General features: G+C 70.7%; 20 protein-coding genes. 8 read left to right on the forward strand and 12 right to left on the reverse strand.

Features of this window, described 5'->3' with window-relative positions:
- Window positions 1-12: 12 nt before the first annotated feature.
- Together HZ992_RS22150 and HZ992_RS22155 are read right to left on the reverse strand one after the other, a co-directional pair.
- Complete coding sequence (locus tag HZ992_RS22150) at window positions 13-1392, reverse strand: CmpA/NrtA family ABC transporter substrate-binding protein (RefSeq protein WP_209383953.1); 1380 nt, start codon at window positions 1390-1392, stop codon at window positions 13-15.
- A 120-nt stretch (window positions 1393-1512) separates the two neighbouring features.
- Complete coding sequence (locus HZ992_RS22155; protein ID WP_209383954.1) at window positions 1513-3738, reverse strand: ATP-binding protein; 2226 nt, start codon at window positions 3736-3738, stop codon at window positions 1513-1515.
- Here HZ992_RS22155 and HZ992_RS22160 point away from each other — a divergent pair.
- Window positions 3689-4228 (forward strand): response regulator, encoded by a 540-nt coding sequence (locus HZ992_RS22160; RefSeq protein WP_209383955.1) that lies wholly within the window; start codon window positions 3689-3691, stop codon window positions 4226-4228. The genes HZ992_RS22155 and HZ992_RS22160 overlap by 50 nt on opposite strands.
- Before the next feature lie 31 nt (window positions 4229-4259).
- Here HZ992_RS22160 and HZ992_RS22165 read toward each other — a convergent pair whose 3' ends face one another.
- The 5 genes from HZ992_RS22165 to HZ992_RS22185 all read right to left on the reverse strand — a co-directional run bounded on the left by HZ992_RS22165 (window position 4260) and on the right by HZ992_RS22185 (window position 9169).
- Window positions 4260-4727 carry a hypothetical protein gene (locus HZ992_RS22165; protein WP_209383956.1) on the reverse strand — a complete coding sequence of 156 codons (468 nt, stop codon included), beginning with the start codon at window positions 4725-4727 and terminating at the stop codon, window positions 4260-4262.
- 117 nt (window positions 4728-4844) lie between these two features.
- Window positions 4845-5480 carry a response regulator gene (locus HZ992_RS22170; RefSeq protein WP_209383957.1) on the reverse strand — a complete coding sequence of 212 codons (636 nt, stop codon included), beginning with the start codon at window positions 5478-5480 and terminating at the stop codon, window positions 4845-4847.
- Window positions 5477-6577 (reverse strand): sensor histidine kinase, encoded by a 1101-nt coding sequence (locus tag HZ992_RS22175; RefSeq protein ID WP_209383958.1) that lies wholly within the window; start codon window positions 6575-6577, stop codon window positions 5477-5479. The genes HZ992_RS22170 and HZ992_RS22175 overlap by 4 nt, the downstream gene beginning before the upstream one ends.
- A gap of 71 nt (window positions 6578-6648) precedes the next feature.
- Window positions 6649-7905, reverse strand: coding sequence for a URC4/urg3 family protein (locus tag HZ992_RS22180; RefSeq protein WP_209383959.1), 1257 nt, complete (start codon window positions 7903-7905; stop codon window positions 6649-6651).
- A gap of 1 nt (window position 7906) precedes the next feature.
- Complete coding sequence (locus HZ992_RS22185; RefSeq protein ID WP_209383960.1) at window positions 7907-9169, reverse strand: GTP cyclohydrolase II; 1263 nt, start codon at window positions 9167-9169, stop codon at window positions 7907-7909.
- A gap of 100 nt (window positions 9170-9269) precedes the next feature.
- Between HZ992_RS22185 and HZ992_RS22190 the strand changes: the two genes are divergently transcribed.
- The 3 genes from HZ992_RS22190 to deoC are packed head-to-tail and all read left to right on the forward strand — an operon-like array spanning window position 9270 to window position 11278.
- A complete protein-coding gene (locus HZ992_RS22190; RefSeq protein ID WP_245213186.1) occupies window positions 9270-9692 on the forward strand; it encodes a cytidine deaminase in 423 nt (140 codons plus the stop codon).
- On the forward strand, window positions 9689-10507 hold the full coding sequence (locus tag HZ992_RS22195; RefSeq protein ID WP_245213189.1) for a purine-nucleoside phosphorylase: 819 nt from the start codon (window positions 9689-9691) through the stop codon (window positions 10505-10507). Before HZ992_RS22190 ends, HZ992_RS22195 begins: the two co-directional genes overlap by 4 nt.
- Entirely contained in the window at window positions 10508-11278 is a 771-nt protein-coding gene (gene deoC / locus HZ992_RS22200) for a deoxyribose-phosphate aldolase (protein ID WP_245213190.1), read from the forward strand.
- Here the strand turns inward: deoC and HZ992_RS22205 are convergent.
- Together HZ992_RS22205 and HZ992_RS22210 are read right to left on the reverse strand one after the other, a co-directional pair.
- On the reverse strand, window positions 11272-11997 hold the full coding sequence (locus HZ992_RS22205) for a glutathione S-transferase N-terminal domain-containing protein (RefSeq protein ID WP_209383962.1): 726 nt from the start codon (window positions 11995-11997) through the stop codon (window positions 11272-11274). The genes deoC and HZ992_RS22205 overlap by 7 nt on opposite strands.
- A gap of 49 nt (window positions 11998-12046) precedes the next feature.
- A complete protein-coding gene (locus tag HZ992_RS22210; RefSeq protein ID WP_209383963.1) occupies window positions 12047-13675 on the reverse strand; it encodes a histidine kinase dimerization/phospho-acceptor domain-containing protein in 1629 nt (542 codons plus the stop codon).
- A gap of 295 nt (window positions 13676-13970) precedes the next feature.
- Here HZ992_RS22210 and HZ992_RS22215 point away from each other — a divergent pair, with 295 nt between their 5' ends.
- The 4 genes from HZ992_RS22215 (at window position 13971) to deoA (ending at window position 20674) form a co-directional block, all read left to right on the forward strand.
- Entirely contained in the window at window positions 13971-15368 is a 1398-nt protein-coding gene (locus HZ992_RS22215) for a hypothetical protein (protein ID WP_209383964.1), read from the forward strand.
- A 353-nt stretch (window positions 15369-15721) separates the two neighbouring features.
- A complete protein-coding gene (locus HZ992_RS22220) occupies window positions 15722-17617 on the forward strand; it encodes a hypothetical protein (protein ID WP_209383965.1) in 1896 nt (631 codons plus the stop codon).
- Window positions 17618-17666: 49 nt separating this feature from the next.
- On the forward strand, window positions 17667-19322 hold the full coding sequence (locus HZ992_RS22225) for a bifunctional metallophosphatase/5'-nucleotidase (protein ID WP_371816761.1): 1656 nt from the start codon (window positions 17667-17669) through the stop codon (window positions 19320-19322).
- Between the two features lie 14 nt (window positions 19323-19336).
- Window positions 19337-20674 (forward strand): thymidine phosphorylase, encoded by a 1338-nt coding sequence (gene deoA, locus HZ992_RS22230; RefSeq protein WP_209383966.1) that lies wholly within the window; start codon window positions 19337-19339, stop codon window positions 20672-20674.
- A gap of 322 nt (window positions 20675-20996) precedes the next feature.
- On the opposite strand, the gene HZ992_RS22235 is transcribed toward deoA, so the two are convergent.
- From HZ992_RS22235 to HZ992_RS22245, 3 genes are read right to left on the reverse strand one after another with little or no spacing between them, the layout of a single operon-like run.
- Window positions 20997-21935: an ABC transporter permease gene (locus HZ992_RS22235; RefSeq protein ID WP_371816762.1), complete on the reverse strand. Its 939-nt coding sequence runs from the start codon at window positions 21933-21935 to the stop codon at window positions 20997-20999.
- 2 nt (window positions 21936-21937) lie between these two features.
- A complete protein-coding gene (locus tag HZ992_RS22240; protein WP_209383967.1) occupies window positions 21938-22999 on the reverse strand; it encodes an ABC transporter permease in 1062 nt (353 codons plus the stop codon).
- Window positions 22989-24545 carry an ABC transporter ATP-binding protein gene (locus tag HZ992_RS22245; RefSeq protein WP_209383968.1) on the reverse strand — a complete coding sequence of 519 codons (1557 nt, stop codon included), beginning with the start codon at window positions 24543-24545 and terminating at the stop codon, window positions 22989-22991. The genes HZ992_RS22240 and HZ992_RS22245 overlap by 11 nt, the downstream gene beginning before the upstream one ends.
- Between the last annotated feature and the right edge of the window lie 13 nt (window positions 24546-24558).

Raw genomic sequence — 24558 nt, forward strand, 5'->3', positions numbered from 1 at the left:
ATGGCCTCCCGCTCAGGCGCGCTTGATCGCGAAGCCCGCCAGGTAGGCGTCGGGCTTCTCGGGGTCGAAGACCTTGCCCATGATCGTGAACTTCGGGTAAGCACCGTCGGGCACCTTCATGTCCAGCGACTTCATGACCTTCTTCGCGTCGGTGAGCAGGAACACCTTCTCGGCGATCTGCTTGTAGTTGACGTCGCCCTTCACGTAGCCCCAGCGCTTCATCTGCGTGAGCATCCACACCGCCATGCTCTGCCAGGGCATCGGGTCGAAGTCGGCGCGGTCGGGCACGTTCTTGACGTTGCCCAGCCCGTCGGCGAACTTGCCGGTGAGCACCTGCGCGATCACCGTCTCCGGCTGGTTCAGGTAGGCCTGCGGCGCGATCACCTTGGCGATCAGCTCGCGGTTCTTCGCCTCGCGCGCCATTGCCGCGGAGGTCAGCACCGCGCGGTACAGCGCCGCGAAGGTGTTCGGGTTCTTCTGGATGAACTCGGTGCTGGTGCCGAAGGCGCAGCAGGGGTGGCCATTCCACAGCTCCTTGGTGAGCAGGTGGATGAAGCCGACCTCCTCGAACACGGCGCGCTGGTTGAACGGGTCGGGGCCTAGGAAGCCGTCGATGTTGCCGGCGCGTAGGTTGGCCACCATCTCCGGCGGCGGCACGACGCGGATCTGGATGTCGCGGTCCGGGTCGAGCCCGGCTTCCGCCACGTAGTAGCGCAGCAGGAAGTTGTGCATCGAGTACTCGAAGGGCACAGCGAACTTGAAGCCCTTCCAGTCCTTCGGATCGCGCTTGTCCTTGTGCTTGACCGAGAGCGTGATCGCCTGGCCGTTGGTGTTCTGGATGGTGGCCACGTTCATCGGCGTGGCATTGCTGCCCGCGCCCATCGAGATGGCCAGCGGCATGGGGCTGAGGAAGTGCGTGGCGTCGTACTCCTTGTTGAGCATCTTGTCGCGGATCAGCGCCCAGCCGGCGGTCTTCACCACCTCGACGTTCAAGCCCTGCTTCGAATAGAAGCCCAGCGGGTGCGCCATGATCAGCGGCGTGGCGCAGGTGATCGGGATGAAGCCGATCTTCAGGTCCTTCTTCTCGATCGCGCCGCCCTTCTCCTGCGCCATCGCCTGCAGGCTGGCCACCGGCAGCACGCTGGCGATGGCGGCCATTGCCGAGCCCTTGCCGACCGCACGCAGGAAGCGGCGGCGCACCGCGTCCTGCGGGAACAGCGCCTTGACCAGCGAGGCCTCGATGAACTCGTTGGAGTACAGCTCGAAGTCGGCCGTCTCGCTGCGCGCGCGCAATTCCGCGGCGGCATGCTCGGCGCCCGAGCGGTGGCGGCCGCAGCTGCAGCCCATCATCAGGGGCCGGTCGGCGTCGTAGGGATCGAAGTGCTCGCTCATGGTGCAACCTCTCGTCGTGGCATGGGGGAATGCTAGGAACGAGAGGCCTTCTGCAACATCGAGGCCAGCGGGATTCGGCTGTAGGGCTGGCCCTACAAGTGGCCGACCGGTCAGGCCACGCTACGGGCTGAGCGCCGTGCGGATGGCACGCGCGAGATCCACACGGCGATAGGGTTTGGGCAGCAGCATGACGCCCGGATCCAGCCGGCCGTGGTGCACGATGGCGTTCTCGGTGTAGCCGGAGGTGTAGAGCACGCGCAGCCCCGGTCGCAGCACGCGCGCGGCGTCGGCGAGCTGGCGGCCGGACATGCCGCCGGGCATCACCACGTCGGTGAACAGCAGGTCGATGCCGTCGTCGTTCTCGATGATGCCCAGGGCATCCGCCCCGCAAGGCGCTTCCAGCACGCGGTAGCCCAGCGCCCGCAGTTCGAGGCAGGCCAGCTGCCGCACCGGTTCGTCGTCTTCCACCACCAGCACCGTCTCCGAACCGCCGCGAACCGCCGGTTCCTCGGCTTTCGAATCCACGTGGGCCTGCTGCTCACCGTGGGCGCGCGGCAGGTACAGCTTGATGGTGGTGCCGTGGCCGCGCTCGGAGTAGACGCTGACGTGGCCGGCCGACTGCCTGGCGAACCCGTAGACCATCGCCAGCCCCAGGCCGGTGCCTCGCCCCTTCTCCTTGGTCGTGAAGAAGGGCTCGAACACCCGCGCCAGGTGTTCCGGCGGGATGCCGACGCCGGTGTCCGAGACGGCCAGCATCACGTACTGGCCGGGCGCAACGTCCGGATGCTGCTCCGCGTAGCGCAGGTCCAGTGACGCATTGGCCGTCTCCAGCGTGAGCTTGCCGCCGGTGGGCATGGCGTCGCGGGCATTCAGGCACAGGTTGAGCAACGCGTTCTCGAGTTGCGCCGGATCGACCATCGCCGCCCACAGCCCGGCGGCGCGCACGAGCTCGATCTCGATGTGTTCGCCCAACGTGCGCCGCAGCATCGGATCCAGTGCGGCGACCCGCTGGTTGACGTCGATCACGCTCGGATCCAGCGGCTGCTTTCGCGCGAAGGCGAGCAGCTGCTGCGTCAGCGACGCGCCCCGCTGCGCGGCCGCGCCGATCATCTCGGCCAGCTGACGCCTGACCGGATCGTCGGCGCTCATCTCCGCGAGCAGGTCGGCATTGCCGAGCACCACGGTGAGCAGGTTGTTGAAATCGTGCGCCACGCCGCCGGTGAGCTGGCCGATGGCCTCCATGCGCTGCGACTGCAGGAGTCGCGCGTTGAGGTCGGCGATGTCCTGGCGCTGTGTCTGCAGCGACTGCGCGGTCTGGTTCATCACGGTCATCAGGCTGCCCAGCTCGCCGCTGGGCAAGGGCGGCTCGATGCGTGCGGCCAGGTCGCCGGCGGCGAGCTGGCGCGCCATCGCGGTCATGCGCATGATCGGCCGGCGGATGGCGCGTTCGGTCAGCAGCCAGGCCGACAGGAACAGGCCGAAGGCCACGGCGGCAAGCAGCGCCGTGTCGCGCGCATAGCGGGCGTTCGCCCCCGCCACGATGGCGTCACGCGGCGCACCAGCCAGCACATGCACGCGCGTGCCGGCGATGCCCGAGGTGTCGGCACGTGCCCACTTGAAGACACCGCCGTCGAGCATGGCGACATCGGCCTGTGCCGCTCCCTTGGACTGCTCGGCGAACCGCCACAGCGGCGTGCCGGCGATCGATTCGCCCGGCTTGAAGCCAGCCTGCGCCGCCGGGGACGTCACCAGCACCTGGCCCTTGTCGTCGACGATCAGCAACTGCGCGCCCGGCACCACCGGGGCACCGACGGCCGCGGCCTTGGCGAGATCCAGCGAAGCCAGCAGCACGAAGCGCAACTCGCCTTTCGCCGTGCGCGCGGGGTAGGCCACCTGCATGACCGCCAGGCCGGTGAGCCGGCCGAAGGTGGGCTCGAGCACCACGTCCCCGCGTGTCGCGAGCGCGCGGCGGAAGTAGTCGCGGTTGTTGAGGTCGAGCTCGCGGCCACTGCGCAGCGAGTCGCAGAACAGGCGGCCGTCGGGGCGGATCGTCAGGATGCCGGTGTACTGCGGATAGGCCTCTCGCACCTCGGACAGAAAGGCGGAGCAGGCGGCACGGTCGTCGGTGTCCAGGTCGCCGGCTCGTGCCAGGCCGAACTGCAGCTGGGCGGTACCGCGGATGCGCTGGTGCAGGTCCTCGGCCTTGTCCTGGGCCAGTTCGGCCAGGCGCCGCGCATCGCTGGCGATGACGACCTCGCGGTCCTTGATGAAGTTGGCCAGAACGAGCAGGGCCGGAATGGCTGTCGCGAGCAACGCGATCAACAGCAGCCTGGCACGGATGCTCATGGTGGGCCCCCTGTGGACACCGCTCGTCGCGCAGCGGACTGCTATGCTGAACGGTGCCCCCTTCCGCAACCATCATAAGGTCCGAAGTGCGCGGCCCATCGGGAGAAAAGGCATGCCAGGCGGGAGGCTACTCATCCTCGACGACGATCCCACGGTCGGGCAGATCCTGCTGATGAGCGCGCAGGCGTCGGGCTTCGAGGCCAGGCTGTGCCTCGAAGTGCAGCCCTTCCTGGATGCCCTGGGCCCGTGGGCGCCGACCCACCTGGCCATCGACCTCACCCTGCCGGGAACGACCGGCATCGAGGTGCTGCGCCAAGTCGCCGCCGCGTGCCAGGCTCGCATCATCATCTGCAGCGGAGTCGGACCGGCCGAACTGGACGCCGCGCTGCGCGAGGCACGTTCGCTCGGGCTGTCAACGGCCGGCGTGCTGCCCAAGCCGTTTCGCCTGGCCGCCGTGCGCGAACTGCTCGCCGACCCCGGGGCAGGGTGACCCGGGCGGCCCGCTTCGGCGGCTCAGACGCTCACTTCGCAGGCAGGCTGTACTCGGCCTTGAACTCGGTGAAGTTATCGCCGAAGCTCGTCAGGCCCTTGCCCACCGAACTGGTGGTGCCGCTCACACCTTCCCACCGCCCGGTGCCGGCAGTGAAGCGGCCGGTGCCGGACTGCGTGTTGCGCTCGGCCGACTGGCGCTCGGTGCGGCCCTCGCCTTCCTGCACCAGCGTGGATCCATCCTGGAAGGTGTAGACGATCTTCGTGCGGTAGGTCTGCACATTGCCTTCGATCGAGGTGACCTTGCCCTCGATGCGGAAGGGCACGACCTCGCCGTCCTTGAACATCGCCAGGCCGCGCCGCGCGAACTCGCCGGTGCTCTGGTCCATGCGGGTGACGTAGCTGGTGGCCGTCCAGGCCATCTCGGCGGCGTGGGCGGCCTGCGCAGCCAAACCGAAGGCCGCGACGGCGGCAGCGACGGCAATTCGGCGGAAGCTCATGCAATGCTCCTGGAGTGAAGAGGTCAGGCCTCCATCTTCAGGGCATTGGCCGGGCCTTCAAGTGCGGGGGCAGACCGCCCGTTGAGCTGCCTCAAACGCTGCGCTCGCTCCGGCGGCTCAGACGATCTCCTGCCTCACCGCGTAGAGCGCCAGCTCGACGTCGTTGCGCACGCCGGTCTTCTCGAGGATGCGCGCGCGGTAGGTGCTCACCGTGTTGGCGGCCAGCACCAGCTGCTCGGCGATCTCGCCGACGCTGCGGCCGGCGGCGAGCAGGCGGAACACCTGGTACTCGCGGTGCGACAGTCGCTCGTGCAGCGGCGTGTCGTCGTGCGCGCCGCCGCCCACCGCGCCGGCGAGTTGCTCGGCCACGTTCGGCGTGATGAACAGGCGCCCGCCCGCCACGCGGCGGATCGCCTCGGTCATCTGCTCGGCATCGGCGCTCTTGTTCAGGTAGCCGGCGGCGCCGAGCTTGAGGCTGCGCACCGCGTACTGGCGGTCGGGGTAGGTGGACAGCATCAGCACCGGCAGCTTCGGGAACTCGGCCTTGAGCTGCTTGAGCACGTCCAGCCCGTCGCGTTGCGGCATGGCGATGTCCATCAGCACCACGTCGATGCCGCCGGCGCGCACGCGCGCGATCGCCTCCGGGCCGCTGGCCGCCTCGCCCGCCAGCGCCAGGTCGCTCGCGTCGGCGAGGATCTGCTTGATGCCCTGGCGGACGATCTGGTGGTCGTCGCAGATCAGCACGCGAATCATGCGAATGCTTCCGGAAGCGGCATCACCAGCCGCACGCGCGTGCCGAGCCCGGGCGAGCTGTCGATCGTCAGCTTGCCGCCGAACTGCGCTGCACGTTCGCGCATGCCCATCACGCCGTAGCTGCGCGCAGCGTTCAGCGCCTGCGGCTCGGCGCCCACACCGTCGTCGCGCACGTCGAGATAGAGCACCGGCTGCGGCGGGTCGTCCACCGCGATGCGGATCTGCACGCGCTTCGCCTGGGCGTGCCGGGCCACGTTGGAGAGCACCTCCTGGAAGATGCGGAACACGGCGATCGCCAGCGCCCCGTCGGGCGGCTGCACGCCGGCGGCGACGTGCAGCTGCAGCTCGCTGTCGAGTTCGGCGCTGTCGATGAACTCCTGCGCCTGCCACTCCAGCGCCGCCCACAGGCCCTGGTGGTCGAGGATGCTCGGGCGCAGGTCGGTGATGATGCGGCCGACGTTGTCGACCGCGGTGTCGATCATGCGGCCCATGCCCAGGCACTTGCCGGCCAGCTCCTCGCGTTCGGCCACGCGCCGGGCGAGCCAGTGCACGTCCATTTTCAGCGCGACCAGCAGCGAGCCGAGCTCGTCGTGGATCTCGCGCGCGATGCGCGTTCGCTCGGCCTCGCGCACCGACTCCTGGTGCTGCGCCAGCTCGCGCACGCGCTGCAGCTCCTGTGCGCGACGCCGCTCGCTGATGTCGAGGAAGGTGACCACCGCGCCCTGCACCTGGCCGTGCTCGACGATCGGATGGCTGGAGTACTCGGCGTAGAAGGCCGAGCCGTCGGCGCGCCACAGCACCTCGTCGTCGATGCGGCAGGGCAGGCCCTGGCGGAAGGCATTGAAGATCGGACAGTCGCACTCGGGGTAGTGGCGCCCGTCGGCATGCGTGTGGTGGATCAGCACATGCATGTTGCGGCCGATGATCTGCTCGGCCGGCCAGCCCAGCTGCCGCGCTGCGCTGCGGTTGACGAAGACGCAGCAGCCGGCCATGTCGATGCCGAAGATGCCTTCGCCGGTGGATTCGAGCAGCAGCGCGAGGCGGTCGCGCCAGACGTCGGCAACGCGGCCCTGTTCGGAGGCATGCAAGGGGGTCATGGTGACCACAGTGGTGCAAGCGCCATGCCCGTGCGCGCGCACCACCGCGAGGCGCGGCGCACCGCGCCGGCTCAGAACACCGTGCCGTCGCTCTCGATGGCCACCGGCGGCGCGCCGCCGGGCCGGCGCTCGGCGGCGATCTGCCGGCCCGCCGCCCAGCTGCCGCCCTCCAGGATGCAGGCCAGCGGCAGCGCCGGCGCGCCCAGCGCCTCGCGCACCCGCGGCGCCAGCTCGTCGAGCAGCGTCACCGTCAGCGCGCGCCATTCGATCACCCAGGGCTCCGAAGGCAGCCGCGGCCGCGCGGCGAAGGTGGCGTCGCGCGGCACGATCACGCCGGCGTCGATGAGCAGGCCGCCGTTGCGGTACTCGGGCAGGCCGGTCAGCTCGTCGAGCCCGCCGACCTGCACGCCGGCCCATTCAAAGGGCTCGAGCAGCGAGTAGCTCAGCCACTGGCTGAGCTTGTGGAAGGGTACCCAGCCGGCGCTCGCACCTTCGCCACCGGCCGCCGGATGCGGCCAGGCGTCGCCCACCGGAACGCCTTCGAACACCTGGCCGCTCGGCCAGATGCCGCTGAAGGCGTCGAGCAGCGCGCCGAGGATGCGCGAGGCCTGCACATGGTGGTGCAGCGGCGCGGGCTGCGGGTGGTGGTGGTTCAGCCGCGGCGCGTGCGGGTGGTGGGTGAGCGTGTCGAACAGGTGGCCGGGCTGGCCGATCGAGGTGAAGGTCTGCGGCTGCGCGCGCAGCGCCTCGCCGAGCCTGCGCATCAGCGCGGCGCGGCCCTCCAGCCCGACCAGCGGGTTGTCGGCGCGCACCTGGAAGATCTCGGCCAGCGCCGCCGCGTCCTGCTTGAGAAGCGCCGCCGCATCGACGCGGTACGGGTCTCCCAGGTCCGACGAGAAGCGCCCGGCCAGGAAGGCGCGGAAACTCGCCACGCCCAGGCCCTCGCTGCGGCTGAAGGACTGGCCACTTTCGGCCTCGCGGTAGCGCCAGTCGGCGCCGGCACCGGCGTCGAGCAGCACGCTGACCAGCGTGAGGTCGATGCGTGCGCGCGCCACCGCGATGTGGCTGCGGCCGGCGAGCTTCGCGTCGAGCTCGCCCTTGCGATCGACGCCGCCGGCCTCGAAATGCCGCCAGCGGCTGTGGTACGGGATCTTCAGCTCGGGGAAGCGCGAGCGGGTCAGCGCGGCGATGCGCTGCGCGACGGCCTCGAGCTTCGAGCGGTCGAGCGTAAAGTGTTCCGAGCCGCCCGCGGCCACGAAGTCGGCGATGGCCCTGCAGCGCGCGCGGATGGTCGCCGGATCGCGCAGCGTGCGGACGGCGGCATCCACCTCACTCAAGGCTGCGGCCCTTCACATTCGCGAGCTGCGCCTCGTCGGGCACCGCGCCGTCGGTGAAGTAGCCCGCGGCGATCTTCGCCTCGATCTCCACCTTGGCATCGGCCGGCACCAGTTCGTCAGGAATCTTCACGCGCTCGCCGACCTCGATGCCGCTGCCGGTGATGGCGTCGTACTTGTCGTTGCTCATCGACACGAGGCGGTGGATCCTGCGGATGCCCAGCCAGTGCAGCACGTCGGGCATCAGCTCCTGGAAGCGCATGTCCTGCACGCCGGCCACGCACTCGGTGCGCAGGAAGTACTTGTCGGCGCGGTCGCCGCCTTCCTGGCGCTTGCGCGCGTTGTAGACGAGGAACTTGGTCACTTCGCCGAGCGCGCGGCCTTCCTTGCGGCTGTAGGCGATCAGGCCGACGCCACCCTTCTGCGCGCCCTGGATGCACTCCTCGATCGCGTGCGTGAGGTAGGGCCGGCAGGTGCAGATGTCGGAGCCGAACACGTCGGAGCCATTGCACTCGTCGTGCACGCGCGCGGTCAGCGTGACCTCGGGGTTGGCCAGGTCGCGCGGCTCGCCGAAGATGTACAGCGTCTGCCCGCCGATGGGCGGCAGGAAGACCTCGATGTCGCTGCGCGTGACGAGCTCGGGGTACATGCCGCCGGTCTCCTCGAAGAGCGCGCGGCGCAGGTCGGCCTCCGAGACCTTGAAGCGCTTGGCGACGCCGGGCAGCCACCACACTGGCTCGATGGCGATCTTGGTCACGGTGGCCGAACTGTCTTCCAGCAGCACCTTGCCGTCGACCTGCAGGCGCTGGAAGGCCAGCGCCTGGCGGATCTCCGGCAGGTGGATGTGCGCCTTGGTGACGGCGATCGTCGGGCGGATGTCGTAGCCCTGCTCGAGGTAGTCGGCGAACACCGACTGCACCGAGGCGCCCCAGGGGTCGATGGAGACGATCTTCGACGCATCGCCCCACTGCTCGTAGGGGCCGATCAGGTCGGTGGGCGCGGTGTTGGTGAGGTCGGCGCGGTGGCCCTTGGTCAGGTTGCCGGCGGCCACCGCGAGTGCGCGATACACGCCGTAGCTGCCGCTGTGCGTGCCCACCACGTTGCGCTGGCTGCGGCTGGTGGTGGTGCCGACGACGGGGCCTCGCTCCAGCGCGTCGGCGGCACCCCAGTGGATGGCCGGCGCGCCGGCCGTACCCTGGCCGGGGTGCGAGGTCAGGCGGATGTGGCGCGTGCCGGTGGCAGCGGGTTCGGTGGCCATGCGTGCGTGACTCCAGTGCGTGATGTGCAGCATAGCGCCGCGCCGACCGCGCGGCACACTGCGGGCGCAGAATGCGCCGGCACCGAAACGGAACCTCGACGTGACATCTTCCCTTCCCCCCTTGCCGTGGGACCAGCTCGCTCAGGCGGCGCGCGCTGCCCGCGAACGCGCCTACGCCCCTTATTCGGATTTCGCTGTCGGCGCCGCGCTGCTCGACGAGCAGGGCCGCATCCACGCCGGCTGCAACGTCGAGAACGCGGCCTATCCGCAGGGCCTGTGCGCCGAGGCGGTGGCGCTGGGCCAGCTGGTGCTCTCCGGCGGCACGCGCGTGCTCGCCGCGCTGGTGGTGGGCGAAGCTGCACAGCCGGTCACGCCGTGCGGCGGCTGCCGCCAGAAGTTGCGCGAGTTCGCCGCGGACGACACGCCGGTGTGGTCGGCCGATCTGCAGGACATCACTGCGCGCCACACGCTGGGGGCGCTGCTGCCGGCCAGTTTCGGGCCCGATCATCTGGGTAAGGCATGAGCACGCAGAGCCACGAAGTCGTCGACCGCTGCGCGGCATTGCTCCTGGCCGAAGGCCGGCGCCCGAAGATCGCCGTGCTGCTAGGTTCGGGCTGGGGCCCGCTGGCCGAAAGGGTGCAGGACCCGCTGCGCCTGCCCTATGCCCACCTGCCCGGCTTCCCGGAGGCCGGCGTCGAAGGCCACGCGGGCCAGATGGTGATCGGGCGCATCGGCACGCACGAAGTCGCCGTGCTGGCCGGGCGCCGCCACGCCTACGAGGACGGCGACTCGGCGGCGATGAAGGGCGCCATCGCCGCCCTGGCCGCCTGCGGCGTCGAGGTGCTGGTGCAGACCAACGCGGCCGGCAGCCTGGACGCCGCCATGCGCCCCGGCGAACTGATGATGGTGGCCGACCACCTGAACCTCGTGCAGCACTCGCCGCTGGTCGGCGAGACCGGCACGAAACGATTCGTCGACATGCGACATGCCTACGACCCGTCGCTGCGCGCGCAGGCACGCACCACTGCCGCGCGCCTGGGCGCGACGCTGCACGAAGGCGTTTACGCCTGGGTGATGGGTCCGCAGTTCGAGACGCCGGCCGAGATCCGCATGTTGCAGCGCCTGGGCGCACAGGCCGTGGGCATGAGCACGGTGCCCGAGACCATCCTCGCGCGGCATGCCGGGCTGCGCGTGCTGGCGATCTCGATGTTCACCAACATGGGCTGCGGGCTGCAGGCCGAAACGCTCAGCCACGCCAACACGCTGGGGGTGGCGCAGGCCGCCTCGGTGACGGCGGTACCGCTGCTCGAGGCGATGATCGCCGACCTGGAGGTCTGAGTGGCACGCACGGTCGACGAAACCGCACGCATCGCGCTGGCCTGCCTGGACCTGACCAGCCTGAATGACAGCGACAGCGAGGCCGACATCGTGCGCCTGGCCGAACGGGCCGCTGCCGCGCCGGGCCGCGTGGCAGCCCTGTGCGTGTGGCCACGTTTCGTGCGCGTGGCCCGGTCCCATGCGCCGACCGGTGTGGCCGTGGCTGCGGTGGCCAATTTCCCCGAGGGCGGCAACGACATCGAGCGCGCGCTGCGCGACACCGGCGAGATCGTGCAGGCCGGCGCGCAGGAGCTCGACCTGGTGCTGCCCTGGCGCGCGTTGACGACGGGCGACGACAAGGGCTGCGCCGCGCTGCTGCGCGCGGTGCGCCGCGCCAGCGAGGGCCTTCGCCTGAAGGTGATCCTGGAGAGCGGCGAGCTGGCCACACCCGCACTGGTGGTGCAGGCCTCGCGCATCGCGCTGGCCGAAGGCGCCGACTTCCTCAAGACCAGCACCGGCAAGACGCCTCGCGGCGCCACGCCGGAAGCGGCACGGGTCATGCTGCAGGCCATCGCCGCCGATGTGCGTGTGGCGGGCCGCGCCGGCTTCAAGGCCTCGGGCGGCGTGCGCAGCGTGGCCGATGCGTCGGTCTACATCGACCTCGTCGAGCGCGCGCTCGGCGCCGACGCGCTGGTGCCGGCGCGCTTTCGCATCGGCGCGAGCGGGCTGCTCGCCGACATCGAGGCGGTGCTGGCCGGCCGCAGCAACGCGCCCGCAGCCGCCGGCTACTGAGCCGGCTTCACGCGCTGCGGGATGGCCAGCCCGCGCGCCACCGCCGGACGCGCCATGAACGACTTCAACACCCGCTGCACGTTGGCGAAATCGGCAAAGCCGACCAGTTCGCCCGCGCCGTAGAAGCCCACCAGGTTGTTGACCCACGGGAAGGTGGCGATGTCGGCGATGCCGTACTCGTCGCCCATGATCCACAGCCGCCCTTCGAGGTGCTTGTCGAGCACGCCGAGCAGGCGGCGCGACTCGGCGACGTAGCGGTCGCGCGGGCGCTTGTCTTCGTAGTCCTTGCCGGCGAACTTGTGGAAGAAGCCGAGCTGGCCGAACATCGGGCCCACGCCGCCCATCTGGAACATCAGCCACTGCAGGGTCTCGTAGCGCGCGGCCGGGTCGGTGGCGAGCAGCCGGCCGGTCTTCTCGGCCAGGTAGACGAGGATCGCGCCGGATTCGAACAGTGCCAGCGGCCGGCCGCCGGGCCCGTCGGGGTCGAGGATGGCGGGGATCTTGTTGTTCGGATTGAGCGAGATGAACTCCGGCGACAGCTGGTCGTTCGTGTCGAAGCTCACCAGGTGCGGCTCGTAGGGCAGGCCGGTTTCCTCGAGCATGATCGACACCTTCACGCCGTTGGGCGTGGGCAGCGAATACAGCTGCAGCCGCTCGGGATGCTGCGCGGGCCACTTGCGGGTGACGGGAAAGCGGGACAGGTCAGAGAGGTCGGTCATTCGGTTCTCGGTCTGCGAGTGAGCGGGTGAGCAGGCGATTCTCCGCGTCTCACGGCCCCTTCGGCGGCCCGGCCTGCGCGAGTTCGATCTCGATGGCGGGGCCGTTGCTGCCCAGGCGGGCCCCCATCTCGGCCACGCGCCGGCGCACCGGCTCGAAACGCGACTGGGCCAGCCAGGCCGGCAAGGCCGCGGGCATCTCGCCCCCTTCGGCAGCATGTGCGCCGATGCTCACCACCACGCGGCCCTGTCGCAGAAAGGTTCCCACCTCGAACCTGTCGCAGCGTTGCATCGGCGAGCCCTCTTCTGCGCAGGCCTGCAGCAGGTTCATTGTCACTTCGTTGAGGTGGTCGGGCACCAGCTCGCAGGCCGGCACGTCCTGCCCGGCGCGGAACTCGATGGGCCGGCCGCGGAAGCGCCAGTCGAAGGAGAGGAACTCGCACACGGCCTTGACCATCGCGCTGACATCCACCCACTCGGCCGACTCGCTGCGCGCGGTCGCGAAGTCGGCGATCTGCCGCATCATGCGGGCGATGCGCAGGCTCTGCGCCTGCATCTCGCGCGACACGTCGCGCTGCGATTCAGGCAGCTCCGCGGCCAGCAGGTGGATCACCGCCAGCGGGTTGCCGACCTCGTGCGCGACGTTGGCCGCCATGGTGGCCAGCGTGGACATCTTCTCGCGGTGCCAGCGCTGCTCGCGCTCGGCCGCCTCCGCCTGCTCGCGCGCCTGCCGGTCGATGATGCGCTGGCCGATGCGAACGATCAGCAGCGAGGTGGCGTAGAGCAGCACCAGCAGGCCGCCGACGATGGCGAGGAACTCGTGCGAACTGCGCTCGACCTTCTGCTGGTTGGCGCGCGCGGCGCTCTCGATGCGCGCCTGGTTGGCGGTGCTGATCTGGGCGAACTTGCGCGATGCCGCCTTGCTCTGCTCGAGGAAGGGCGTGACGTCGGAGTACAGCTCGACGACGCCGATCACCACGTCGCTCCCGCCGGCGCGCACCGGCACGTAGGTGGAGATGAGGTCGCGGTTCTCGACCACGCGCTCGAAGGCGCTGAAGCGGTCCCGGTGCGTCAGCTCGCTGGCGGCGCGGCCCTGCGACGCGTTGCGCCAGCCGGCATTCTCGCCCGCGTACTCGCCGATCTGCCCGTGTTCCGACGAGTAGAAGGTCACGCCACGCAGGTCGAACACCTTGATCTTGAACACGGTGGTGTTGTGCATCGCCGCGTAGGCCTTGGCGTCCAGCGCCTTGAATGCCGGCAGCGCGACGATCCGCCGACCGATCTCGCCCCAGCAGGCGCGCCTCACGTCCAGGGGCTGGCCCTGCAGCGCCTTGCATCCGTCGATCGGTATGCGCTGCGCCGAGGCCAGGAAGGGCCCGAAGTCGCTCGTCCACATCATGTTGGCCACCATGCGCGACAGGTTGACGTGGTTGGCCTCGTGCACGGCGAGCAGGCTGCTTCGCGCCGCCTCCTGATGCTGGCGGGCGAGTTCGTCCTGCGCCTGCGCGAAGAAGGCGGCCTGCTCCTTCTGCACCTGGGCGAAGAAGTCCTCCTCCATGCGCTGCAGGAAGAACAGGCTCACCGCCACCGCGGCGAATGCGACGAGCGTGGTCAGCGTGAAATAGCGCATCAGCCGGAAGCCGGCGGGCTGCGCACCCGGCCTGCGCGCGGGTTCCTGCATGTTCTTCTTTCCTTCCCTGAGAGCTCGCCCCGGCACATCGTAGCGCCCCGCCTCTCGAAGGCCGCGCCTGCCGAGCCCACGGGACTCGCCGGCATGCAAAGCCACCGCTACTTTGTGTTGCGGGGTGCCTCCTGGTAGGCATTTGTAACCTGAAGGCCGCCTCGCTCACAACTCGCAGCATCGCGCCGGCCGCCGCTGCCACAGTCCGGGCTCGCCTCCGCCCATGGTGGAGAGTACGACGAGTGCGCGATCCGACCACGGCCGCCTCGCGTTCATGACCGAGAGAGTTGACTCAATGACGAATATCAAGCGCCACGGGCAGGCTGGATCCCTCCAGGCACTCGCCCGGCCCGCTGCGGGCGGCACCCTGCGCCGCACCCACCAGACCGCCTGGACCCTGCTCTTCGCCGCTGCGCTGGCTGCTTGCGGCGGCTCCGAGCCAGACGCCCTGCAGCAGGCCTCTGGATCGCCTGCACCTGCTCCCGCGCCGGCACCTGCTCCCGCGCCTGCACCTGCACCTGCACCTGCTCCGGCACCGGCACCGGCACCGGCGCCTGCTCCCGCACCGGCGCCGGCTCCCGCACCGGCACCCGCACCCGCGCCAGTGACCTCCAGCGCGCTGCTGGTCACGCTGCAGAACTTCGCCGAGACGGCCGCGCGCAACTGGAACTTCGCCGGCCACTCCGTCACCGACCAGTTCACCTCCGCCCAGGGCCGCTGGGACTACACCGACACCACCTACGAGCCGTGGCTGTTCGACCGCGCCGACGTCTGGCGCATGATGTTCGAGCTCACCCGCAACACGAAGTGGCAGACCCAGGCCAACAGCGACCTGGCCTACTACGAGTCGCGCCTGAGCGCCGAGGGCTTCTTCCTCAACAAGACCGGCGAGCAGGACACCAAGTACAGCTACGTGCACCCCTGGAGCACGAACACCGCCAAGCAGACCGCCGCCTACAACGCCACCGTGGCCGGCTTCCCCAACACCTACAGCACCGGCGCCGGCCTGTGGACCGAGCGTGAGCTGTGGGTCGCGCTGAACGCCGCGGTGAAGTACCACACCGTCTCCAACAGCACCGCCGCGCTGTCGCGGGCGCAGGCCATGGTGGACCAGTGGGACCAGGTCTGTGCCGGCCGCAAGGCTCCGCTGGTGAGCTACACGCAGCATGAGGGCGGTGGCCCCGGCGGCACCACGCCCTCGGACCTGATCAGCAGCCCGTGGATGAGCGCCCTGTACTTCCAGGCAGCTCGCCTGTACATCGAGAAGGTGCCCTCCGCGGCCAACCAGGTCTACCGCCAGGCCAGCGACTACTTCGACTGGATGAACACCCCCGGCACGCGCGGCTTCTACTCGGGCTCGGAGGTCGGCTCCGAGTACGCCGGCCTGGTGTTCCCGTCCTACCTGGCCGGGGGCTCGCTGATCGGCGACGCGGGCCCGGACGTGGGCAACATGGACCACGCGCTGGACGTGGCCGGCTTCGTGGCCTTCGCCATCAAGGCCAAGACCGCCCTGGGCCTGCCCACCGCCGCCGCACAGCAGCGCCTGGCCGACATGAAGGCCACCGCCGTCGTCGCCTTCGCCGAGTCCACGCGCACCACGCTGTACCTGCCCAAGTACCGCATCAACCCCCCGCGCAAGTTCAACTGGTGGACCCGCGGCCTGTACGAGCTCGTCGCCAACGGCGGCGCCTGACTCCACTTCTACCGGCCCTCCGGGGCCGTCTCGTCCCCAACGGGCGGGCCGACGCAGAGCGCGTCGCCCGCCCGTTCTCATTTGTCGGGCGCCATGCAACAGGATCCCCGTATCGGTGCGTCGATGTAACAACTGCATGCGCCGAAGGCTCGGCCAGGCGGCCGGGATCGGCGCATCACCGCGCGCATGGGTCGATTCAGGCGCTTTCGGTCTCTGGAGCACCCGTTACATGACCACCCCCCCGTTACCGGGGGGTGGTCGGCGATCGATATGGTGCGGTCAGCAGACCCGAACTGTGCGTTGCGCGCCCTAGACGCGCACACGATGAACCGAATCCAGAGGAATCGTTGGGAATGAAACTCACACTGAACAAGACAGCCTTGGTCGTCGCGCAAGCGCTCACGGTCCTGGGCATGGCCGGCTGCGGCGGCAACGACGCGTCGAGCACCGACGTGTTGCTCGACGACAGCGAGATGGCACAGGCCGAGCGCCTGCGCTGGCGCTCGATGGACAAATCGGCACCGAGCGTATCCATCGACCAGCAAAGTGGCGACGTGGGCGGCACAGGGCAGATCAGTCTGTCGGGCCAGGCCAGCGACAACCTGCGGCTGTACCGCGTGCGCTGGTCCAACGACCGCGGCGGCAGCGGCAGGGCATCGCTTTCGGGCAACTACCTGCTGGCCACCTGGTCGGCCTCCCCCATCCAGCTGCAGACCGGCGCGAACACGATCACCGTGACCGCCGAGGACGCGGCAGGCAACCGGACCACGACCGCGACGACGGTGACACTTCCCGACGCAGCGCCGGCACCGGCACCCGCACCCGCTCCCGCACCGGCACCTGCTCCCGCACCGGCACCTGCTCCCGCACCGGCACCTGCTCCCGCACCGGCACCTGCTCCGGCGCCGGCACCTGCTCCGGCGCCGGCACCTGCTCCGGCACCTGCTCCGGCGCCCGCACCGGCACCCGCACCGGCACCCGCACCGGCACCCGCACCGGCACCGGCACCCGCACCGGCACCCGCACCCGCACCTGCTCCCGCACCGGCGCCTGCGCCTGCGCCTGCTCCCGCACCGGCACCGGCACCTGCTCCGGCGCCTGCTCCCGCACCTGCACCTGCACCTGCTCCGGCGCCTGCACCGGCACCCGCACCCGCGCCAGTGACCTCCAGCGCGCTGCTGGTCACGCTGCAGAACTTCGCCGAGACGGCTGCGCGCAACTGGAACTTCGCCGGCCACTCCGTCACCGACCAGTTCACCTCCGCCCAGGGCCGCTGGGACTACACCGACACCACCTACGAGCCGTGGCTGTTCGACCGCGCCGACGTCTGGCGCATGATGTTCGAGCTCACCCGCAACACGAAGTGGCAGACCCAGGCCAACAGCGACCTGGCCTACTACGAGTCGCGCCTGAGCGCCGAGGGCTTCTTCCTCAACAAGACCGGCGAGCAGGACACCAAGTACAGCTACGTGCACCCCTGGAGCACGAACACCGCCAAGCAGACCGCCGCCTACAACGCCACCGTGGCCGGCTTCCCCAACACCTACAGCACCGGCGCCGGCCTGTGGACCGAGCGTGAGCTGTGGGTCGCGCTGAACGCCGCGGTGAAGTACCACACCGTCTCCAACAGCACCGCCGCGCTGTCGCGGGCGCAGGCCATGGTGGACCAGTGGGACCAGGTCTGTGCCGGCCGCAAGGCTCCGCTGGTGAGCTACACGCAGCATGAGGGCGGTGGCCCCGGCGGCACCACGCCCTCGGACCTGATCAGCAGCCCGTGGATGAGCGCCCTGTACTTCCAGGCAGCTCGCCTGTACATCGAGAAGGTGCCCTCCGCGGCCAACCAGGTCTACCGCCAGGCCAGCGACTACTTCGACTGGATGAACACCCCCGGCACGCGCGGCTTCTACTCGGGCTCGGAGGTCGGCTCCGAGTACGCCGGCCTGGTGTTCCCGTCCTACCTGGCCGGGGGCTCGCTGATCGGTGACGCCGGCCCGGACGTGGGCAACATGGACCACGCGCTGGACGTGGCCGGCTTCGTGGCCTTCGCCATCAAGGCCAAGACCGCCCTGGGCCTGCCCACCGCCGCCGCACAGCAGCGCCTGGCCGACATGAAGGCCACCGCCGTCGTCGCCTTCGCCGAGTCCACGCGCACCACGCTGTACCTGCCCAAGTACCGCATCAACCCCCCGCGCAAGTTCAACTGGTGGACCCGCGGCCTGTACGAGCTCGTCGCCAACGGCGGCGCCTGATCCTCCCGGCCCCTCGGGGCCGTCTCGTCCATCGGGTAGGCTGCGCCTCGTGCGCCGCCTGCCCTTTTTCATTGCCCTGCTCGCCACCCTGGCGGGCTGCGCAGCGATGGCGCCGCGCCCCGCCGACACGGTGGCGGTGAAGGTGCTGGCGATCAACGACTTCCACGGCAACCTGCGCCCCCCTGCCGGCGGGTTTCGAATGCGCGACCCGCAGGACCCGGAGAAGTCGATCGACATCGCCGCCGGTGGCGCCGAGCACCTGGCCAGCGCCGTGCGCGAGCTGCGTGCGCGCAACCCGAACCACGTGTTCGTCGCCGCCGGCGACCTGGTCGGCGCCAGCCCGCTGTTGTCGGCGCTGTTCGACGACGAGCCGACGGTCGAGTCGCTCGGCCTGATGGGCCTGGCGATCAGCGCCGTGGGCAACCACGAGTTCGACCGCGGCGCCGCCGAACTGCTGCGCCTGCAGCGCGGTGGCTGCCACCCGGACAAGGGCTGCAAGGGGCCGACGCCGTTCGCCGGCGCGCGCTTCCAGTACCTGGCGGCCAGCACGATCGACACGCGCACCGGCCAGCCGATCCTGCCTGCCTACGTGGTCAAGCGCTTCGAGGGCATCCCGGTGGCCTTCATCGGCCTCACGCTCAAGACCACGCCGCAGATCGTCATGCCCGCCGGCGTGGCCGGGCTGGAGTTTCGCGACGAGGCCGCCACCGTCAATGCGCTGGTGCCCGAGCTGCGCCGCCAGGGCATCGAGGCGATCGTCGTGCTGATCCACGAGGGCGGCTTCCCGGCCAGCGGCCACGGCGATTGCCCGGGACTGTCGGGCCCGATCGTGCCCATCGTGCGGCAGCTCGACCCGGCGGTCGATCTGGTGATCAGCGGCCACACGCACCGTGCCTACGTGTGCCGCATCGACGGCCGGCTCGTCACCAGCGCCGACAGGTACGGCACCCTGCTCGGCGAGATCGACCTGCTGCTCGACCGCGCCAGCGGCGACGTGCGCGAGGCGAACGCCCGCAACGTCGTCGTGCGCACGGACCTTTTCGCGAAGGACGAGGCACAGACGCGGCTCATCGAAGCCTACGAGCGCCTGTCGGCGCCGCTGGCGCGCCGCGTGGTCGGCCGGCTTGCCGCGCCGCTGGCGCGTGACGAAGGCCCGGCCGGCGAATCACCGCTCGGCCAGCTGGTCGCCGATGCGCAGCTCGCCGCTACGGCCGATGCCGGCGCGCAGCTCGCGCTGATGAACCCGGGCGGCCTGCGCGCCGCGCTGACGGGTGACGCGCAAGGCACGGTGCGCTACGAGGACCTGTTCGCTGCGCAGCCCTTCTCCAATGCCCTGGTCACGATCACGCTCACTGGCGCGCAGTTGCTTCAAGTGCTGGAGCAGCAATGGGCTGGACAGGCGCGGCCGCGCCTGCTGCAGGTGTCGCGCGGCCTGTCGTATGCCTGGGACGCCGCCCGGCCGGTCGGCCAGCGCATCGTGCCCGGCAGCCTGCAGCTGGACGGCCACACGATTGCGCCGGAACAACGCCTGCGTGTCACCGTCAACGCCTACCTCGCTTCAGGGGGCGACAACTTCAAGGCGCTCGCTGAAAATGGGTCGGACGCACACACGGGCATGATGGACATCGAAGCACTCGAGCAGTACTTCCGGCGGGCCGGCACCGTGTCGCCCACCACCGACGGGCGCATCCAGCGCCTGAACTGACGAGCCGCACCGAGATGCTTCCGCAGGAGATCATTCGCCGCAAGGGCCGCGCGCAAGCGCTGGAGGCGGCCGAGATCCAGGCCTTCGTGCGCGGTCTCGTCGACCGGTCATGGACCGAAGGGCAGGTGGCCGCCTTCGCGATGGCCGTGTGCCTGCGCGGCATGAACCGTGACGAATGCGTGGCCCTCACCCAGGCGATGACGGACTCGGGCGACCGCCTCGACTGGTCGCGTGCACGATTGAACGGCCCGCTGCTCGACAAGCACTCGACCGGCGGCGTGGGTGACAAGGTGAGCCTGGTGCTGGCACCCATCGTGGCGGCCTGCGGCGGGGTGGTGCCGATGGTGTCGGGCCGCGGCCTGGGCCACACCGGCGGCACGCTCGACAAGCTGCAGGCGCTGCCCGGCTACATGGTGACGCCGCGGCGCACACAGCTCGTGCGCGTGCTGCGCGAGGCCGGCTGCGCGATCGTCGGCGCGAGTTCGCGCATCGCGCCAGCCGATCGGCGCCTCTACGCGATCCGCGACGTCACGGCCACGGTGGAGTCGGTGCCGCTGATCACCGCGAGCATCCTGTCGAAGAAGCTGGCCGCGGGGCTGGACGCGCTGGTGATGGACGTGAAGCTCGGCAACGGCGCGTTCTGTACCGAGTCCGCGACCGCCGACACCCTGGCGCGCAGCCTGGTCGAGGTGGCGGTGGGCGCCGGCCTGCCCACGCAGGCGCTGGTGACCGACATGAACCAGGTGCTCGGTAGCACCGCCGGCAATGCCGTCGAGGTGCGCGAGGCGATCGACTTCCTCACCGGCACGGCGCGCGATCCGAGGCTGCTGGCGCTGACGCTCGCGCTGGCCGGCCGCATGCTGTGGCTCGGCGGCTTGGCCAGTTCGCCGGCGCGCGGCGAACTGCAGGCCCTGCAGGCGCTCGACGACGGCCGTGCGGCGGAGCGTTTCGAACGCATGGTCGCTGGGCTCGGCGGCCCCTCGCGCGTGCTCGCGCGCGGCGGCGCGCAGTTGCCGGCGGCGCCGGTGCAGCGTGTTCTGGCCGCGCCGCGCGCCGGCGTGCTGGCGTCGATGGACACGCGGCTGCTCGGCCTGGTGGTCGTGGCGCTGGGCGGCGGGCGGCGGCGCGCGACGGATTCCGTCGATCCGCGCGTCGGCCTGACGCGGGTGCTGCCGGTGGGCAGCAAGGTGCGCGCCGGCGACCCGCTGTTGCGCGTGCATGCCGCCAACGCGGCCGACGCCGATGCGGCGCTGCAGACGCTCGCCCAGGCGCTGGCGATCAGCGACGGACCGGCGCTGCCCGACCCGCCGGTGGTTCGCAGCGTGGTCGGCCGGCCCGACCGAAGCGGCTGAAGTGAGGCCGGACAGCCTGCCGACAGGCGCTGACTTGTGAGTCGCTGCTTGCGGCCCTTGAGCGACGTTCACGCGTGACTGCCTCGTTCGGCGCGCGGGCAGGCGGTCCGGGTATGCGCTCTCCGGCCCACGCTCGCGGGCGACCACCGAGGGACGCGGCGGCTGCCTCATCAACGACGCCTGCGGCCTGCACCCGCCAGGGCGACCGCGAATGGGGCCTGCGATCGCACATCCGAACCACCTGCCCCACAAGCACCAAGGACTTCGTGACGGCAGGCCACCGCAGATGCCGGCAGGGCGGCGGTGGAGCAACTGAGTCAGCTCAGCGTTCGCCCTTGCGATAGGGCTTCATCAGCGCCTGCGGGTAGGCGGCGCGGCGTGCCACCACCACCAGCGCGACGATCGCCATCGCGTAGGGCAGCATCAGGTAGGCCTGGTAGGGCAGCTCGATGCCGAACACGCCGCCACCAGCCTGCTGCAGGCGCAGTTGCAGCGCGTCGAAGAAGGCGAACAGCAGCGCGCCGAGCAGCGCCTTGCCCGGCCGCCACGAGGCGAACACGACCAGCGCGACGCACACCCAGCCGCGGCCGTTGACCATGTTGAAGTAGAACGCGTTGAAGGCCGACAGCGTGAGGAAGGCGCCGGCCACGCCCATCAGCGCCGAGCCGGCGACGAGGGCCGCGGTGCGCACGCCGGCCACACTCAGGCCCTGCCCTTCGGCCGCCGCCGGATTCTCGCCGACCATGCGCAGCGCCAGCCCGGCCGGCGTGCGGTACAGGCCCCAGGCGATCGCCGGCACGAGCAGCAGCGCGAGCAGCGTGAGCGGCGTCTGCGCGTTGAGCACGGGGATCGGCAGCCCCTCCATCGCCGCGAAGGGCTGGATGGTCGGCGGGCTGTCGACCTTGGGAAAGCTCACGCGGTAGGCGTAGCTCGCCAGGCTCGTGGCCAGCAGCGTGATGCCCAGCCCCGCCACGTGCTGCGATAGCGCCAGCGTCACGGTGAGCAGCGCATGCAACAGCCCGAACAGCGCGCCGATGGCAGCGGCCGCCAGCACGCCGGTCCAAAGCGAGGCGCCCTGGTAGACCGCCAGCCACCCGGCGAAGGCGCCCGCCACCATGATGCCCTCGATGCCCAGGTTGAGCACGCCGGCACGCTCGCACAGCAGCACGCCCAGCGTGCCAAGGATCAGCGGCGTGGCAATGCGCAGCACCGCGATCCAGAACGGCGCCGCGAAGAGCAGGTCGAGGGTTTCGCTCAGCATGGTCAGCGCAGACGGATGCGGTACTGCGTGAACATCGTGGCCACCAGCACCGCGATCAGCGACACGGACACGATCACGTCGGCGATGTAGGTCGGCACGTTGACGGCGCGGCTCATGCTGTCCGCGCCAACCAGGATGCCGGCCACGAAGACGGCCGCCGCCACCACGCCCAGCGGGTTCAGCGCGGCGAGCATGGCGATGACGATGCCGCTGTAGCCGTAGCCGGGCGACATGTCGAGCGTGACGTAGCCGGCGCGGCCGGCCACCTCGATGGCGCCGGCCAGGCCGGCGAGCGCGCCCGAGAGCAGCGCCACCTTCACCTGCACCGCCGCCACCGGCATGCCGGCGAAGGCTGCGGCGCGTGCGTTCGCGCCGACGGCGCGGATCTCGAAGCCGGTGGTGGTGTGCTTGAGCAGCGCCCACAGCGCGGCGGCGGCCGCCAGCGACCACAGCAGCCCGGTGTGCACGCGGCTGCGCTCGATCAGCTTGCCCAGCTGCAGCGCGTCCTGGATTGCCACGCTCTGCGGCCAGCCCATCGCGGAGGCGTCCTTCATCGGCCCGTCGAGCATGGCCGAGACGAACAGCAGCACGATGAAGTTCAGCAGCAGCGTGGTCACCACCTCGTCGACGCCGAGCCGGCTCTTGGCCAGCGCCGGGCCGATCAGCAGCAGCGCGCCGGCCAGCGCGGCGGCCAGCATCATCAGCGGGAACAGCAGCCAGGGCGACGCGTCGAAGCCGCTGCCCCCGTGCAGCCCGCCGACCGCCACCGCCGCCAGCGCGCCGGCATAGAGCTGGCCCTCGCCGCCGATGTTGAACAGGCGCGCGCGGAAGGCCACCGCTGCCGCCAGGCCGGTGAGGATCAGCGGCGTGGCGCGGGTGAGCGTCTCGGTCCAGGCGAAGCGCGAGCCGAAGCCGCCTTCGAGCAGCAAGGCATAGGCGCGCGTCACCGGAGCGCCGGCCCAGGCGACGAGCAATGAGGTGATCAGCAACGTGAAGGCGATCGCACCCACCGGCGCGGCGAGCAGCAGCCAGCGTGGCGTCGTGCCGCGGCGTTCAAGCTGCATGCGCAGCCTCTGGGTTGGCGCCGCCGCCCGCCATCGCCAGGCCGATGGCGGCCAGCGTCCACTCGCGCGCCGGCCGCGCCGCGCCGAGGCGGCCGTGGTGCATCACCGCGATGCGGTCGGCCAGCGCGAAGACCTCGTCGAGGTCCTCGCTGATCAGCAGCACCGCGCTGCCCTGTGCGCAGGCATCGAGCAGCTGCTGGTGCACGTAGGCCACGGCGCCGATGTCCAGGCCCCAGGTGGGCTGGTTGGCGACGATCAAGGGCGGCGCGGTCGTCTTCTCGGGGTCGCCGGCCAGGGCGCGACCCAGGATCAGCTTCTGCATGTTGCCGCCGGACAGCGAACGTGTCGTCGTCGCCAGGCCCGCCGATTCGGTGCCGCGCACGTCGAAGCGCTCGACCAGCGACTGCGCAAACGCCATGGCCCGCTCGCGCCGCACGATGCCGTGGCGCGAGAAGGCCGGCGAAGCGTAGCGCTCGAGCACCGCGTTCTCCCACAGCGGCAGGTCGCCGACCACGCCGACCGCATGGCGGTCTTCCGGGATGCGCGCCACGCCAGCCTCGACGAAGGCACGCGGACGGGCCGGCAGCGTGCGCCCGGCGACCGTCAGCGTGCCGGCGTCGAGCGCATGCAGACCGCACAGCAGTTCGGCCAGCACGTCCTGCCCGTTGCCCGCCACACCGGCCACGGCAAACACCTCGCCGGCGCGCAACTCGAGCTGGATGCCGTCGAGCAAGGGCCGCGCGCCGGGGCCGCACACCGTGCCGCCGTGCAATTCGACCACCGGTGCGCCCGGGGCCTGCGCACGCTTGATGGCCGGCGCCACCTCGCGGCCGACCATCGCCTCGGCGAGCATCGCCTTGTCGGCGCCGGCAGCGGGCAGGTCGGCCACCAGCTTGCCGCCACGCAGCACGGCGATGCGGTGCGAGACGCGCAGCACCTCGTCGAGCTTGTGGCTGATGAAGATCACCGACAGGCCGGCGGCAACCAGTTGCCCGAGCGTGGCGAACAGCGACTCGCTCTCCTGCGGCGTGAGCACCGCAGTGGGCTCGTCGAGGATGAGGATCTTCGCCCCGCGCGTGAGCGCCTTGAGGATCTCGACCCGCTGGCGCTCGCCCACCGACAGCGTGCCGACCTGCGCATCCGGGTCGACCTGCAGCCCGAAACGCTGCGCCGCGTCGAGCAGCCGCGCACGCGCCTCGGCGCGGCGCGAGAACGGCCACCACAGCGGCTCGGTACCGAGCATGACGTTGTCGAGCACCGACAGGTTGTCGGCCAGCGTGAAGTGCTGGTGCACCATGCCGATGCCCGCGGCCAGCGCCGCCTTCGGCTGGCCGGGCGGCAGCGGCGCGCCGAAGACCTCGATGCTGCCCGCGTCGGCCAGGTAGTGGCCGAACAGGATGGACACCAGGGTGCTCTTGCCGGCGCCGTTCTCGCCGAGCAGCGCCAGCACCTCGCCGCGGCCGAGGTCCAGCGAGATGCCGTCGTTGGCGACGAGGCTGCCGAAGCGCTTGGTGATGCCGCGCAGCCGGAGAGCGGTCTCGCTCAAACGATCAGGAGCA

Origin of the sequence: Rhizobacter sp. AJA081-3 (assembly GCF_017795745.1) — a bacterium.
Lineage (GTDB): Bacteria > Pseudomonadota > Gammaproteobacteria > Burkholderiales > Burkholderiaceae_C > Piscinibacter.

Coding starts and splice junctions, on each gene's coding strand:
- HZ992_RS22150 (WP_209383953.1), bottom strand. CDS start 1,392: ATGAGCGAGCACTTCGATCCCTACGACGCCGACCGGCCCCTGATGATG.
- HZ992_RS22160 (WP_209383955.1), top strand. CDS start 3,689: ATGGCTGTCGCGAGCAACGCGATCAACAGCAGCCTGGCACGGATGCTC.
- HZ992_RS22155 (WP_209383954.1), bottom strand. CDS start 3,738: ATGAGCATCCGTGCCAGGCTGCTGTTGATCGCGTTGCTCGCGACAGCC.
- HZ992_RS22165 (WP_209383956.1), bottom strand. CDS start 4,727: ATGAGCTTCCGCCGAATTGCCGTCGCTGCCGCCGTCGCGGCCTTCGGT.
- HZ992_RS22170 (WP_209383957.1), bottom strand. CDS start 5,480: ATGATTCGCGTGCTGATCTGCGACGACCACCAGATCGTCCGCCAGGGC.
- HZ992_RS22175 (WP_209383958.1), bottom strand. CDS start 6,577: ATGACCCCCTTGCATGCCTCCGAACAGGGCCGCGTTGCCGACGTCTGG.
- HZ992_RS22185 (WP_209383960.1), bottom strand. CDS start 9,169: ATGGCCACCGAACCCGCTGCCACCGGCACGCGCCACATCCGCCTGACC.
- HZ992_RS22195 (WP_245213189.1), top strand. CDS start 9,689: ATGAGCACGCAGAGCCACGAAGTCGTCGACCGCTGCGCGGCATTGCTC.
- HZ992_RS22205 (WP_209383962.1), bottom strand. CDS start 11,997: ATGACCGACCTCTCTGACCTGTCCCGCTTTCCCGTCACCCGCAAGTGG.
- HZ992_RS22210 (WP_209383963.1), bottom strand. CDS start 13,675: ATGCAGGAACCCGCGCGCAGGCCGGGTGCGCAGCCCGCCGGCTTCCGG.
- HZ992_RS22215 (WP_209383964.1), top strand. CDS start 13,971: ATGACGAATATCAAGCGCCACGGGCAGGCTGGATCCCTCCAGGCACTC.
- HZ992_RS22220 (WP_209383965.1), top strand. CDS start 15,722: ATGAAACTCACACTGAACAAGACAGCCTTGGTCGTCGCGCAAGCGCTC.
- deoA (WP_209383966.1), top strand. CDS start 19,337: ATGCTTCCGCAGGAGATCATTCGCCGCAAGGGCCGCGCGCAAGCGCTG.
- HZ992_RS22235 (WP_371816762.1), bottom strand. CDS start 21,935: ATGCTGAGCGAAACCCTCGACCTGCTCTTCGCGGCGCCGTTCTGGATC.
- HZ992_RS22240 (WP_209383967.1), bottom strand. CDS start 22,999: ATGCAGCTTGAACGCCGCGGCACGACGCCACGCTGGCTGCTGCTCGCC.